13 protein-coding genes are annotated in these 14,017 nt (G+C 37.9%); 2 read left to right on the top strand and 11 right to left on the bottom strand.

Going from position 1 to position 14,017, the window contains the following annotated elements:
• Nucleotides 1–38: 38 nt before the first annotated feature.
• The 5 genes from AC1Q6O_RS02805 to pdhA form a co-directional block, all read right to left on the bottom strand.
• Nucleotides 39–821, bottom strand: a complete 783-nt coding sequence (locus AC1Q6O_RS02805; protein WP_008174012.1) for an SDR family NAD(P)-dependent oxidoreductase — start codon at nt 819–821, stop codon at nt 39–41.
• Between the two features lie 120 nt (nt 822–941).
• Nucleotides 942–2,357, bottom strand: coding sequence for a dihydrolipoyl dehydrogenase (lpdA, locus tag AC1Q6O_RS02800; RefSeq protein ID WP_089985247.1), 1,416 nt, complete (start codon nt 2,355–2,357; stop codon nt 942–944).
• Nucleotides 2,358–2,362: 5 nt separating this feature from the next.
• Nucleotides 2,363–3,700: a dihydrolipoamide acetyltransferase family protein gene (locus AC1Q6O_RS02795; protein ID WP_171366057.1), complete on the bottom strand. Its 1,338-nt coding sequence runs from the start codon at nt 3,698–3,700 to the stop codon at nt 2,363–2,365.
• A gap of 47 nt (nt 3,701–3,747) precedes the next feature.
• The gene (locus tag AC1Q6O_RS02790) at nt 3,748–4,725 is read right to left on the bottom strand and encodes an alpha-ketoacid dehydrogenase subunit beta (protein ID WP_008174017.1); all 978 of its coding nucleotides are present in this window, start codon (nt 4,723–4,725) and stop codon (nt 3,748–3,750) included.
• A 3-nt stretch (nt 4,726–4,728) separates the two neighbouring features.
• Nucleotides 4,729–5,844, bottom strand: a complete 1,116-nt coding sequence (gene pdhA / locus AC1Q6O_RS02785) for a pyruvate dehydrogenase (acetyl-transferring) E1 component subunit alpha (protein ID WP_008174019.1) — start codon at nt 5,842–5,844, stop codon at nt 4,729–4,731.
• Between the two features lie 394 nt (nt 5,845–6,238).
• On the opposite strand from pdhA, the gene def reads away from it, so the two are divergent.
• Nucleotides 6,239–6,796 (top strand): peptide deformylase, encoded by a 558-nt coding sequence (def, locus tag AC1Q6O_RS02780; RefSeq protein ID WP_008174021.1) that lies wholly within the window; start codon nt 6,239–6,241, stop codon nt 6,794–6,796.
• A gap of 65 nt (nt 6,797–6,861) precedes the next feature.
• On the opposite strand, the gene phnX is transcribed toward def, so the two are convergent.
• Genes phnX through AC1Q6O_RS02755 form a run of 5 tightly spaced genes read right to left on the bottom strand, consistent with a single transcriptional unit; the run spans nt 6,862 to nt 12,128 of the window.
• The gene (gene phnX / locus AC1Q6O_RS02775) at nt 6,862–7,665 is read right to left on the bottom strand and encodes a phosphonoacetaldehyde hydrolase (protein WP_008174022.1); all 804 of its coding nucleotides are present in this window, start codon (nt 7,663–7,665) and stop codon (nt 6,862–6,864) included.
• Nucleotides 7,655–8,755, bottom strand: a complete 1,101-nt coding sequence (gene phnW, locus AC1Q6O_RS02770; protein WP_089985244.1) for a 2-aminoethylphosphonate--pyruvate transaminase — start codon at nt 8,753–8,755, stop codon at nt 7,655–7,657. Before phnW ends, phnX begins: the two co-directional genes overlap by 11 nt.
• Nucleotides 8,756–8,768: 13 nt before the next feature.
• Nucleotides 8,769–9,755, bottom strand: coding sequence for an extracellular solute-binding protein (locus tag AC1Q6O_RS02765; protein ID WP_008174027.1), 987 nt, complete (start codon nt 9,753–9,755; stop codon nt 8,769–8,771).
• On the bottom strand, nt 9,752–11,383 hold the full coding sequence (locus tag AC1Q6O_RS02760) for an ABC transporter permease subunit (RefSeq protein WP_089985243.1): 1,632 nt from the start codon (nt 11,381–11,383) through the stop codon (nt 9,752–9,754). Before AC1Q6O_RS02760 ends, AC1Q6O_RS02765 begins: the two co-directional genes overlap by 4 nt.
• Complete coding sequence (locus tag AC1Q6O_RS02755) at nt 11,376–12,128, bottom strand: ABC transporter ATP-binding protein (protein WP_089985241.1); 753 nt, start codon at nt 12,126–12,128, stop codon at nt 11,376–11,378. Before AC1Q6O_RS02755 ends, AC1Q6O_RS02760 begins: the two co-directional genes overlap by 8 nt.
• A gap of 151 nt (nt 12,129–12,279) precedes the next feature.
• On the opposite strand from AC1Q6O_RS02755, the gene AC1Q6O_RS02750 reads away from it, so the two are divergent.
• Complete coding sequence (locus tag AC1Q6O_RS02750; RefSeq protein ID WP_090002024.1) at nt 12,280–13,047, top strand: DeoR/GlpR family DNA-binding transcription regulator; 768 nt, start codon at nt 12,280–12,282, stop codon at nt 13,045–13,047.
• 52 nt (nt 13,048–13,099) lie between these two features.
• Here the strand turns inward: AC1Q6O_RS02750 and AC1Q6O_RS02745 are convergent, their stop codons facing one another.
• A complete protein-coding gene (locus AC1Q6O_RS02745; RefSeq protein ID WP_008174033.1) occupies nt 13,100–13,870 on the bottom strand; it encodes a Cof-type HAD-IIB family hydrolase in 771 nt (256 codons plus the stop codon).
• Between the last annotated feature and the right edge of the window lie 147 nt (nt 13,871–14,017).

Below are 14,017 nucleotides of genomic sequence, written 5' to 3'. Positions count from 1 at the left end.
CTACACATTCTATCAATGGAAGTATAGTGGATTTTTCTCTATAATGCGTGACCAGAGCCACCATCAATATTCAATGAAGTCCCCGTAACATAACTTGCTGCATCAGATACTAAAAATGTAATAACGTTGGCCGCTTCTTGCGTATCACCTACACGACCAAGTGGAATAGCTTGCCCTACTTTACGAGAATAGTCTTCCCACGATAAACTTGGATCTTCCTTTTTCCATTTCTTTTCGATTTGATCACTTCGAATAAGCCCAATACATACGGAATTGACGCGGATATTATCCTTTCCTAAATCCTTGCTCATCGCTTTAGTCAAAGCAAGTCCCGCAGCACGGCTGACAGTCGTAGGAAGCGAGCTAGCAGGAGGCGTCTTAGCCATCACCGCAGTCACATTAACGATTGCACCCCCACCAGCCTTACGCATATATGGTGCTGCATATTTTGAGCAATGTATAGCGCCAAATACCTTTAAATCTAAATCTGCTTGCCACAGCTCACTACTCACCGTTTCAAAAGGATTTGCTGAAGCTGTCCCAGCATTATTAATGAGAATATCAACGTGTCCAAAATGTTCGACCGTACGCTCAATTAGATTCTTACAATCTTTTTCCTTAGTAATATCTGTTGGAACAATTAAAACATCTACACCTGTTTCATTTTTAATACACCCAGCGGCCACCTGTAGCTGTTTTTCTCCACGTGCACAAAGTACAACCTGAGCACCCTCTTTAACAAGTTGCATGGCCGTATAATAGCCAATACCTTTACTCGATCCTGTTATAATTGCTACTTTCCCCTTTAAGCCTAGTTCCATTATAATCACCCCAAATATTTTCGAATATTCTTAACAATATATTTACTTTAACAAAATTATAGATAATATACAAAACGGCTACAAAGCATTTCGCTTTATAGCCGTTTAAACGGTTTTACATTATTTTTTTGCTACAATGTGAATTGGGTTGCCAAGTAATACTTCAGCAGCTTCCATTGTAATTTCCCCTAATGTTGGGTGAGCATGAATTGTTAATGCGATGTCTTCAGCAGTCATTCCGCCTTCAATTGCTAAGCCCATTTCAGCGATCATATCAGATGCACCAGCACCTACGATTTGAGCACCGATTAATAAGCCATCTTCTTTACGAGCAACAAGCTTCACGAAACCTTCTGATTGGTTTAGTGCAAGAGCACGACCATTTGCTGCAAATGGGAATTTCGCTGCAGTGTACTCGATACCTTCTGCTTTTGCTTGTTCTTCGTTGTAACCAACTGTCGCCATTTCTGGATCTGTGAAACATACAGCAGGTACAGCAAGATAATCAACAACTGATTTTTCACCAGCAATTGCTTCAGCAGCAACTTTACCTTCGTAAGAAGCTTTATGTGCAAGCTGAGGACCAGCAACGATATCACCAATTGCATAGATATTTGAAATATTTGTACGACATTGTTTATCAACATTGATTAGACCGCGTTCACCGAATTCAACACCGATTTCAGCAAGGCCCATTTCATCAGTATTTGGACGACGACCTACAGTAACTAATACATAATCAGCTTCAACTTTTTTCTCTTCTCCGCCAACTTCATAAGTTACAACTACGCCGTTTTCTGTTTCTTCAACGCCTTTTGCAGATGCGTTTACTTCCATTTCAACGCCTTTCTTTTTAAGGCCTTTTTTCACGATTTGAGTCATTTGTTTTTCGAAGCCAGCTAAAATATCTTTTCCGCCTTCAATAATTGTTACTTGTGAGCCAAGGTTTGCATAAGCAGATCCTAACTCTGTACCAATGTAACCTCCACCAATTACTACTAATTTACCAGGTACTTCTTGTAAAGAAAGTGCACCAGTAGAATTTAGTACGCGCTCAGAGAATTTGAATGTAGGAATTTCAACTGGACGAGAACCTGTTGCAATAATGACATTGTTAAATGTGTAAGTTTGAGCAGATTCACCATTGATGATACGCACTGAATGAGCGTCAACGAAATAAGCTTCACCTTGTACAATTTCAACTTTGTTCCCTTTAAGTAAGCCTTCAACACCGCCAGTTAATTTTTTAACAACGCTGTCTTTAAATGCTTGTGCTTTTGAGAAGTCTAATTTCACATCAGAAGCGATGATTCCCATGTCATCTGAATGTTTAGCTTGCTCAAAACGGTGACCTACTGAAATTAATGCTTTTGATGGAATACAACCTACGTTTAAGCACACACCACCAAGTACATTTTTTTCAACGATTGTTACTTTTTGGCCAGTTTGAGCTGCACGAATTGCTGCTACATATCCTCCAGGACCTGAACCAATGACAAGAGTATCTGTTTCGATTGGGAAATCTCCTACTACCATTTTTGTTACGCCTCCATTAATAATAATTCTGGCTCACTTAACAAACGCTTCAAGTGATTTAAAGCATTTTGCGCAGTGGCTCCATCGATCATACGATGATCAAAGCTCAATGATAATGCTAACACAGGTGCGGCTACAATTTCACCATTTTTTATTACAGGTTTTTCTGAAATTCGACCAATACCTAGAATTGCTACTTCAGGATGGTTAATTACTGGTGTAAACCATTGACCTCCTGCAGAACCAATATTCGTAATAGACATAGATGCACCTTTCATTTCATGTGGCGCAAGTTTACTTTCACGGGCTTTAGTCGCTAACTCATTGATTTCATTTGACACTGCAAATACAGACTTGCGATCTGCATGCTTGATAACTGGGACAAGTAAACCTTTTTCAGTATCCGCTGCAATACCAATATTGTAGTAATGCTTTTGGATAATTTCTTGTGTTGCATCATCTAAAGAGCGATTAAATTCTGGGAATTCGCGTAATGTTGAGATAAGTGCTTTTACTACATAAGGTAAGTATGTTAATTTAACACCTTTTTCAGCTGCGATATCTTTGAATTTTTTACGATGCGCTACAAGAGCTGTTACATCGACTTCATCCATTAGTGTAACATGTGGAGCCGTTTGTTTCGAGTGTACCATTGCTTTCGCAATCGCTTTTCGAATACCAGACATTTTCTCACGAGTTTCTGGGAATTCCCCTTCAAGAACAACTGGTGCTGCTGAAGTAGTAGTTTCTTGTTGAACCGCTTCTTCAACTGTCACTCCAGTTGCTGATTCAGTGTCAACAGTACCTCCACCATTTAAGAAGTTTGTAATATCTTCTTTCAAAATACGACCATTTTTGCCTGAACCTTTTACTTCACGGATGTTTACGTCGTTATCGCGTGCAAATTTGCGGACAGAAGGCATCGCAATCACACGTTTTGTTTCATCAACAACTGTTTCAGCTTTTTCAGGTGCTTGCTCTGGTGCTTTCTCCTCTTTTGCAGGAGCTTTTTCTACGTTCTGACCAGATTCAGCTGTTGCTTGAACTTGTGCTTCAGTTTTCTCTTCAGCGTGACTATCACCTTTTAGCTTTAAGTCTTCATAGCCAGGTGCATCCAATCGGATTAAAACATCGCCTACAATGGCAACTGTTCCTTCTCCTACTAAAACTTCCTCTACTGTTCCTTCAACTGGTGAAGGAATTTCTACTACTGCTTTATCATTTTGTACTTCACAAAGAATATCGTCTTCTTTTACTGTATCTCCAGCCTTGACGAACCATTTCACGATTTCGCCTTCGTGAATTCCCTCGCCAATATCCGGTAATCTGAATTCAAATGCCATGTGTACCCATCCTTTCTATTTACCGATGTTCAAGTTTAGAAGCTTCATTAGAATGTTAAAACTTTTTTCGCTGTTTCCATTACATCTTTGTAGTTTGGTAACCAAACACCTTCAGCTTGTGGGAATGGGTACACAGTATCTGGTGCAGCCACACGAAGAACAGGCGCTTCTAAGCTTAAAATTGCGCGTTCAGTAATTTCTGCTACTACATTTGCCGCGATACCTGCTTGTTTTTGTGCTTCTTGTACAACGATTGCACGACCTGTTTTTTCTACAGACGCAATAATTGTTTCGATATCAATTGGTTGAATTGTACGTAAATCAATTACTTCAACAGAGTGGCCTTCTTTTTCAAGTTCTTCCGCAGCCTTTAAGCTTTCATGAACCATTAAACCGTAAGCAACAATTGTTAAATCTTTACCTTCACGTTTTACATCCGCTTTTCCTAGTGGAATTTCGTATGCTTCTTCTGGTACTTCTTCACGGAATGAACGGTAAAGTTTTAAATGTTCTAAGAAAATAACTGGGTTGTCGTTGCGAATAGATGAAATTAGTAAACCTTTTGCATCGTATGGTGTTGATGGTACAACTACCGTTAAACCTGGTTGTGCAGTCATTAAGCTTTCTAAGCTATCTGAGTGCATCTCAGGAGTATGCACACCACCACCGAATGGTGAGCGAATTGTTACTGGTGCGTTGTATACGCCGCCACTACGGTAGCTCATACGTGCTAATTGACCACTGATTGAATCCATTACTTCATAAACGAAGCCGAAGAATTGAATTTCAGGAACTGGACGGAATCCTTGTAGAGAAAGACCGATTGCTAAGCCACCAATACCTGATTCTGCTAACGGCGTATCAAAAACGCGGTCAACTCCGAATTCTTTTTGTAGGCCTTCTGTCGCGCGGAATACCCCACCGTTGACACCTACATCTTCCCCGAATACAAGAACGTTTTCATCATTCTTTAATTCTGTGCGAAGTGCATCTGTAATTGCTTGAATCATCGTCATTTGTGCCATAGGTTATTTCGACTCCTTCTCTTTATAGATTTCATACTGTTCTTTTAAATTAGATGGCATTTCGCCTTTATACATGTTTTCCATCAGCTCTGTTACTTTTTGTTTTGGAGCAGCATCAGCTTTTTTGATGGCTTCTTTAATTTCTTCTTTAGCACGCTCAATGACTGCTTCTTCTTTCTTCTCATCCCATAAGCCTTTTGCTTCTAGGTATTTACGGAAGCGAACAAGTGGGTCTTTTTGAGCCCATTCAGTATCTGTATCAGAAGTACGGTAACGCGTTGGGTCATCCCCAGCCATTGTATGTGGGCCATAACGGTAACACATTGTTTCAATTAACGTTGGACCTTCACCATTAACAGCTCGCTCACGTGCATCACGAGTTGCTACGTAAACTGCAAGCGCATCCATTCCATCTACTAAAATACTTGGTAAACCTGCTGCCACACCTTTTTGAGCGATTGTTTTTGCAGCAGTTTGTAGTTCACGCGGTGTAGAAATTGCATATTGGTTATTTTGTACAATGAAGATCGCTGGAGATTTAAATGCACCAGCAAAGTTAATACCTTCATAGAAGTCCCCTTGTGATGAACCACCATCACCTGTATATGTTACTGCAACAGCTTTTTTCCCACGCTTTTGAATACCTAGTGCAACACCTGCTGCTTGGATAAATTGAGCACCGATAATAATTTGTGGTGCTAGAACATTTACACCCTCAGGTACTTGGTTCCCCATAAAATGTCCACGAGAGAATAAAAACGCTTTATCTAAAGGTAGGCCATGCCACACGATTTGTGGAACATCACGATACCCTGGTAAAATCCAATCCTCTTGTTCTAATGCAAAGTGTGAAGCAAGCTGAGAAGCTTCCTGACCTGCCGTTGGTGCATAGAAACCTAAACGGCCTTGACGGTTCAGTGAGATTGAACGTTGGTCTAAAATACGTGTATAAACCATACGTGTCATTAGTTCAACTAATTCTTCATCCGATAATTTAGGATCTGCCTCATTATTTATAATTTCGCCTTCTTCATTCAAAATTTGAAACATTTCAAACTTATCTTCGATTTCAGTTAGCGTTTGTTTAGCATCAAAAATATTATTGTTTTTCTTGCTCATTTGTCACATCTCCCTTTCAGCTGTATTAAAATAAATCACCTTTTTGACTAGTACAACTTATTCTTGACACTCAGTATACTGAATAAAATACTGTCGGTCAATCATATATTACGGCTATAAACAAAGATTTTTTCTAAAATAACAATTAATCATCTCTGTCCTATACTGTATTACCAATATCAAAAATCTGTATTAGAACACCATTTTTACGCCTTGTAATTCTTAAGTTTTCCAACAGGTTTTCCAATAGTAGAATACCCCATTCTAGAAAATCTAATAGCATTCGAAAAATTTTTTAAGTATATTCAAATAAGGTCTTTTTTCATGTGATTGTTTTTAGACGTGATGTATACTTATAAATAGAGCACTACAAAGATGAAAGGAAGATTACTATATGATTTTAATGGATGATATTATCCGCGAAGGTCATCCGACTTTACGCACGAAAGCAGAGGAAGTTAAATTCCCTTTATCTGATGAAACAAGACAGCTTGCTGAAGATATGCTTCAGTACTTAATTAACAGCCAAGATCCTGAAATGGCAGAAAAATATAATTTACGTAGCGGCATCGGCTTAGCTGCCAATCAAGTAAATAGTCTACAGCGTATGTTTGCACTTCATTTGCAAGATGATGCTGGTGAACAATTAAGCTTCGTAGCCATAAACCCCAAAATTGTCAGCCATTCAGTTGAAAACACATACCTTTCTGCTGGAGAAGGTTGTCTTTCCGTTGATCGTAATGTTCCTGGATACGTCCCACGTCATGCACGCATTACAGTAAAATTTAAAACTATAGATGGGGAAGAAAAGAAAATGCGCCTTAAAGGCTTGTCTGCCATCGCCTTTCAGCATGAATTAGATCATTTGAACGGCATCATGTTTTATGACCGCATTAATGAAAAAAATCCATTTGCTGATATCCCAGAGTCCATCCCATATGAGCGTGACTAAAAGCGAATCAACAAAACAAACCTCAGCATTTACGCAGAGGTTTGTTTTTTCTATGTTCTCAATTTTTATTCGTTCATGTCATTTGCAAGCACTTCATTTATCTTATTAATTAATATAGGTAGGTCTTTCATCGTTTCAATGGTATAGTGTGCACCAGTCTTCTCAAAAATACGTTTTGTTTTTTCAATGGCTTGTTGTTGTTCATCAGCGGTTAAAGCTAAGAACTCTTCTTCAGCCAGTCCCATTTCTGAACTTCCAATAATAACACCAACAGCCCATACACCAGCATTCAAGGCTTCTTTTATATCTGAGGTTGTATCGCCAACCTTTACAACTTGCTTGGTTGATTTCGATCCCAATGCCTCCATATTTCTGAAAATCATATACGGATATGGCCGCCCCTTATCACTCACTTGTGTCGGAGTCACTAAAAAATCTGGTTGATAGCCCTTCATAGCAGCATGTTTTGTTACGACTTCCATCATAAAATCTGTGTAGCCGGTAGTAGAACCAAATCGAATACCGGCTTCTCTTAATTGCTGTACGGTCGCTGTCACATGCTGAATAGGAACTGTGTAGGTTGCCAAAGACTCCATTAATTTCGATTCAAATTGATTGTATAGAACATGTACATCTTCCTCTGAAAAATGCTGATGATGAACTCGTTTCCATTCTTCATTAATCCTTGGCATTTCAAGCATCGTACGAATATGATCAATTTTCAGCATGCCCATAGGTTTACGAGCTTCTTCAAGGGTTACTGTTACACCAGCATCTTCAAAAATCGTTAAAAAGACATTTACAGGGGCAAAGCAACCAAAATCAACTGCTGTACCTGCCCAATCCAAAATTACTGTTTCAATTTTCATTATTTTTCACCACCATATAATTTTCAATGACTTCGCATAAGGCCTGCATATCTTCTTCATATATATCACCAATATTACCAATACGGAATGTATCTACATCTGTCAGCTTACCAGGATAGATGACAAATCCCGCCTTTTTCATCTCCTGATAAAAATGTTCAAAAGAAAACTCTTTATGTGGGAACAAATAAGTTGTGATAATTGGTGATTGTAGCTCTTCAGAAATATATGCATCGAACCCTAGTACTGATAAACGAGAACGCAGTAATTGATTATTATCTGCATAACGTTGGTAACGTGCGTTTACTCCGCCTTCTTCCACTAACTCTTCTAGCGCCTTTGCAAAGGCCGCTACTACATGTGTCGGCGAAGTAAAGCGCCACTTCCCATCCTTTTTCATTACTTCCCATTGACTATATAAATCTAATGCTACACTGCGTGCTTGTCCTTTGCATTTTTCTAACACCCTTGTTTTAGCAATGACGAACCCAAAGCCAGGAACACCTTGAATACATTTATTCGCACTACTAATACAAAAATCAATATGCGAGTCAGATAAATCCATTGGTACCCCACCAAAGCTACTCATAGCATCTACGATAAATGTTTTGTTGAAAGAGCAGACAACTTCTCCGATTTCTTTAATCGGATTTAAAATACCAGTAGTCGTTTCACAGTGTACAACCGCCACATGTGTAATACTTGCATCTTTTTCAAGTAAACCTTGAACTTCTAAGGATGATGGCTGTTCATCATAAGGGACACTATAAACGACATGCGCTAACCTCAACACTTCAGCCATTTCTGCAATTCTTTCACCATAAGCGCCATTCGTTATTATTAGCAATTTATCATCTTCACCAACAGCTGTTGTCAGCACCGACTCTACAACAAAACTACCACTACCTTGCATTAGTACTGCTGTATAATCAGACTCATCGACTTGCGCTAAATTTAGGAGCTGCTTCCGAATCACTTGTGTCACATTTTTATAGTCATCATCCCATGTACAGCGATCTTTTAACATTTCCTGTTTGACTGTCTTAGTAGTTGTTAATGGTCCTGGTGTTAATAATTTATAGTTGCTCATTTTCTTTAGCTCCTTATTTTTGGGCTTCTTTAAAGAAAGCTTGGTGTTTTTCTAATAAATCTACTGTCAATGTTGTATCCCACTTTTTTAGATGCGCCGGCACATGCTCAGCCTGTACCTGCTCTTCTTCATAAAGTGCTACTGGATATTGCTCTAAAAAACCATTTCGAGCCTCTGTTGCAATTACCTTTGCCATTTCTTTGGCTAATGTTTCATCTCCCTCTTTATCTACAACAGCTACTGATTCTGTTAGCGTAAAGTTCCCTTCTGTTGGGTCAATATATTCTATTGGTAATCCTTCTTCCTTAGCATCAATTGCTTGAATACGTAAACCAAATCCAGCTGCTACTTCACCTGTCTTCACTTTTTTTATTGGTCCTGACCCAGAGCTTTCAATATGAGGTCCAGCATTGTTAATTAAATCTGCCAAAACCCTTTGCCCCTCTTGCTCACCATATTCTTTAATAATGGCTTGTACTAATAGCCAACCGGTTGAGGAGTCCATTATATTTGGGAATGAGACTAAATCTTTGAAGGCAGGGTCTGTCAAATCTTTTATCGTTTTTGGGACAGGCAAGCCCTTTTGTTGCAAAACATCCGTATTTATAAAAATGGATCCTACATTTCCTAAAATCGGCAATGCATATGTAACACCGCCATCAAGAGGTTTTAAATCCGAAGAAATATCCGCAAACATGGATTTAGAAGTTTGTGCGCTTTCTATAAAATAAGAAGCCATCGTTACGATATCCGCTTCAATATCTGTACCTTCAGCCATCATTTTTCCACCCAATTCTGAAGTACCGAACGATTGAATTAAATATTTTCCTTTATAACCTTTTTCATCTAATGTAGATTCCATTACTTCAATTGCCTCATCATCTGCATTAGAATAGATAATTACTTCATCCTTCGAACCTGCTTCTACCCCTCCACATGCAGTTAAAACTATCGCTGCCGCACTAACTGTCCCTAACATCATCACCGTTGATTTTTTCATTTTGAAATCTCCTCCACTTTTTCTTTATGTGCTGTTATATAATCACAACCTAATTTCACAATAAGGTTTGTACATAAAATGAATATCGAAAGTACGAAAATATCGGTATATTTTGCGAAATGCTGAAGCTCTTTTATTCTTGTCGATACAAGCATAGTTTTTGTGCTAACAAGGAAAATAACGCCACTGACCGTGACCATTGCATTTAAAAAATAGTAGCTTAACATTTGATAAATGGTCGGTCTAATATTCGGCAAAATGATACGTATGACTGTTTTTAACCAAGAATCCTTTAATAGCTCCGCCGTCACTTCCCAGGTTGGGTCCATCTTTTGCAATGAATTTTTAGCCATTAAATAAGGAGTTGTAAAGAAATGCACAATATTACAAGCGATAATGATGAGAAATGTACCCTTTAATGAACTTCCATTAAAGAAAAACAAATACGATAGACCAAGCACCATCCCCGGAACTGTGTTAGTGATCATTGAGGCAAGATCTAAGCTTTTTCTTCCTTTCAATGGCGTCCTCGCATTAAGAAGGGCAGACATAAATGTAATGCTTACACCTAAAACAGCTGTTAAAACCGCTACGATAAGGGAATTCACATAAACCTTTGTTAAATCTTTCTCCGCTAACACATTTCGAACATGTTCAAATGTAAAGCTGAAATCATAGGGATAACCCTTCGTAAATGGAACGATAAACATGGTTGAAAAAATGATAAATACGACTGCAACAGAGGCAATTGAATAGAGCGTAAACAGCGTGTCACGAAGACGATGTTTAACAAGTTCACTTCTCCCCGTCTGTTTATAATGAAAATTAAAGCGTTCTAATATCGTTAACATGACGACGCCCAGTATAGCTGGGACAAGCATTAACACTGAAATAACTGCCCCACGCTCAAAATGCACGATAGAACCTAGCATAGCTTGATAAAGTTCAGTGGCAATCACCCTATAATTTCCGCCTACTGATGCAGGAATTCCGAAATCTGTAAAGCTTAAAATAAATGTTAAAATAAACGCACCACCAATTGTCCCTAACATCGGACGGAATACCGTATGATAAAAACGACGGAGCGGACGATCATGCATTAATATAGACACTAGCAAAAATCGTTTATCGATATATTGCATAGAGTTTTGCATGAGAATAAAAGCGACTGGCAATGTGTATAAGATGTAGCCTATCACCAGTCCGTTATATCCATAAATCGTGAAAAGTGGTTGTCCAGCTAATCTTGTTAGGATTCCTTGATTACCAAATGTATAAATCAATACGAAGCCATAGGTGATAGTTGGCAATAGCATAGGCAACGTAATACCTATCTGTACTAGCTTTTTTGTATGGCGATGCATCGTTGTAAAATGAACAGCGTAGGCCAAGAAAAAAGCTAAGATAGTCGTAATGACCGATGCCACAAAAGAAACTTTAAAGCTATTGAAGAAAGCATCACGAATTTCTACATTTTTTAAAGCATCTATATAATGTTGAATGGAAATCTCATTTCCTACTTTCAAGGACTGCCAAAACATATAAATCAATGGCACAACTAAAAAGAATAGGAGAAATAATAGAATTGGTAGAAAGATTAATTTCATCATTTTATTCGTTTTAAGCATATGTTTCTCCAAACAATTGATAGATGTTGTGGCGCTTAATATGAAGCTGTCTTAAAATAAAGTCCTCAATAAATGAATTTTTCGGTGCCTCTACGATTTCATGTGGTGTACCGAATTGAGCAACCGTTCCTTCATTTATGATTAAAACTTTATCCGATAAGGTTAGCGCTTCTTCTGGATCATGCGTCACAATAATCGTCGTCAAATTAAATTCACGAGCAATTGATTTAATACGTTCCTTGATAGATTCCTTAATGACTCCATCAAGTGCACTTAACGGCTCATCTAGCAAAAGTATTTTGGGTTGCATAACAAGCGTTCTAGCAATAGATACACGTTGCTTTTGGCCGCCTGATAATTCGTGAATCCTTTTATGCAGATGCGGAGTCAGTTCTAAAAAATCGATATATTCCTGTACATCTTCTTTGGACATTTGACTATTTTTATTTTTCAACCCATATACAATGTTGTCGTAGGCATTTAAATGAGGGAATAACGCAAAATCCTGAAAAACAATATTGAATCCTCTTTCTTGCATGGATTGCTTCGATATATCTTGCCCATTGTAGATCAGCTGACCACCCGTTTGCTCTGCAAGCCCTAAGATGATATTAAGCAAAGTAGTTTTACCGCAACCACTCGGCCCTAATAAAGATATAATTTCACCTGATTCGATGGTTACATTGATATCTACTAAAACTTGCTTATTTTTATAGCTTTTTGAGATATTTTTTAGTTCTAACAAATTGGTCACCTCTCTCAGTTCTTAGCTTTAGTATAGTGACCATTTGTAAAGGAAAATGCGTTTTCGTGTAAATGTTGAGTAAATTCTGACCAACTGTTGACAAAGTTATGCATACTTTGAGTAAATATCTAATAGAGGTGATGAAATGTATATGATAGAAAGACAACAGCAAATATTACATTTTGTAAGACAGCATAAGGTTGTAAAATTAGTAACACTAACAAAAGAATTCAATGTCTCCATGGAAACAATTCGTCGCGATATTCAACAGCTAATGCAAGACAAGAAAATTGAGAAGTTTTATGGGGGAATTAAATATATTGAACCTGTAGAGGGACTAATTGATCAACGACTACATGAACAGCTAACAGAAAAAATCGCCATCGCTAAAGCAAGTGCTTCTCTTGTTCAAGATGGAGAATGTATTTTTATCGATAGTGGAACAACTACATATCAAATGACACCATTTTTATTGGACAAGGAAAAATTAACAGTCGTGACAAACTCATTGCCGGTAGCTTTCGATCTAATCGGTTCTAATATTGAAGTTATCCTGCTCGGTGGAAAAGTGCGTCACTCCGAAAAATCGGTGACATCGAATGAATTTCTCTTCCACTTTGAACACCTAAATATTAATAAGGCTTTTATTTGCGCTAGTGGGGTATCTCTTGAAAAGGGGATTTCTGATTTTAATCTAGAAGAAGCTATTACTAGAAAAAAAATTATATCCATCTCTCAAACGGTCTATGTCGCTACTGATTCCTCAAAATTTAACAAGGTTGTAGCCATACAAGTATGCCCCCTTGAAGAAGTAGATGTCATTATTACAGACAACGCACTGTCTAAAAAAACGATTCAACATTTTTCAGATAAAGGTATTGAAATAAAACTAGTGAATACTTCTGAAGAACACCAGTAATTTAGCAAAAAAAACAACTAGTTGCTATAATTGACAACTAGTTGTTTCTTTATTATATGATGGCAAGCTTGCGCATTATTTTAGCGAGACCATCTTCGTCTACATGATCGGCAATATGATGTGCAATAGCCTTCACTCGTTCATGACCATTTCCCATTGCAACACCTGTCCCAACCGCTTGCAGCATTTCTATATCATTAATGCCATCTCCAAAAGCAATTGCATCCTTTAGTGTGATCCCCATTTTATCCAATACTTTTTCAATTCCTACCGCCTTCGAGCCGCCCTTTGGCAAAATATCGCAAGAATACGGATGCCAACGGACAAATTGGACATTCGGAAACATTTCACAATATAAAGGTTCATCTTTTTCTTCCATAAATATAAGTGTTTGATATACGTCGTTCTGCATATAATAGGATGAATCCAATTCTGGATAAGGATATCTAAGTGTATCCAAGCTTTCTGCTACCATCATATGATCACTAACAGATGCAATCATCCGTTTGTCATCTAAAAATACTACTGGTTCATTACGTGCGTCACCAAAAGCAATAATTTTAGCTAATTCTTCTTTTTCAATACCATTCGTATAGACAACCTCACCCTTGTAAACAACATATTGCCCATTGAAAGTCACATACGTATTAATATCAAGTTCTTCTAGTAATGATTCAATCATAAAAGGTGCACGACCTGTAGCAATCGCCAATTCATAGCCATTATGGCGTGCTTCCAAAAGAGCATTTTTTGCAGATTCAGGTAATTTTTTTTCGCTGTTATAGAGAGTGCCGTCAACATCAAAAAACAAAATTTTATTCATTTTATAATCCCTTTCTATAAATATTACCCATCAAGGTGAATGACTTTACATAGACAATAATTTTTATTATAATGATCCTAAGGAGTGATGTGCCATGCTGAAGAAACTAAAACGAAAATTGTTGAAGCAACTTCGTGGCGTACTCGG

This window comes from Lysinibacillus sp. GW823-FHT06C08, assembly GCF_058795135.1.
The sequence above is the reverse complement of the archived record's forward strand: the minus strand, read 5'-3'. Positions and strand labels throughout refer to the sequence as shown.

Bases quoted from the DNA above. Each gene is read 5' to 3' on its own strand.
- AC1Q6O_RS02805 (WP_008174012.1), bottom strand. From the start codon at position 821: ATGGAACTAGGCTTAAAGGGGAAAGTAGCAATTATAACAGGATCGAGT.
- lpdA (WP_089985247.1), bottom strand. From the start codon at position 2,357: ATGGTAGTAGGAGATTTCCCAATCGAAACAGATACTCTTGTCATTGGT.
- AC1Q6O_RS02795 (WP_171366057.1), bottom strand. From the start codon at position 3,700: ATGGCATTTGAATTCAGATTACCGGATATTGGCGAGGGAATTCACGAA.
- AC1Q6O_RS02790 (WP_008174017.1), bottom strand. From the start codon at position 4,725: ATGGCACAAATGACGATGATTCAAGCAATTACAGATGCACTTCGCACA.
- pdhA (WP_008174019.1), bottom strand. From the start codon at position 5,844: ATGAGCAAGAAAAACAATAATATTTTTGATGCTAAACAAACGCTAACT.
- def (WP_008174021.1), top strand. From the start codon at position 6,239: ATGATTTTAATGGATGATATTATCCGCGAAGGTCATCCGACTTTACGC.
- phnX (WP_008174022.1), bottom strand. From the start codon at position 7,665: ATGAAAATTGAAACAGTAATTTTGGATTGGGCAGGTACAGCAGTTGAT.
- phnW (WP_089985244.1), bottom strand. From the start codon at position 8,755: ATGAGCAACTATAAATTATTAACACCAGGACCATTAACAACTACTAAG.
- AC1Q6O_RS02765 (WP_008174027.1), bottom strand. From the start codon at position 9,755: ATGAAAAAATCAACGGTGATGATGTTAGGGACAGTTAGTGCGGCAGCG.
- AC1Q6O_RS02760 (WP_089985243.1), bottom strand. From the start codon at position 11,383: ATGCTTAAAACGAATAAAATGATGAAATTAATCTTTCTACCAATTCTA.
- AC1Q6O_RS02750 (WP_090002024.1), top strand. From the start codon at position 12,280: ATGATAGAAAGACAACAGCAAATATTACATTTTGTAAGACAGCATAAG.
- AC1Q6O_RS02745 (WP_008174033.1), bottom strand. From the start codon at position 13,870: ATGAATAAAATTTTGTTTTTTGATGTTGACGGCACTCTCTATAACAGC.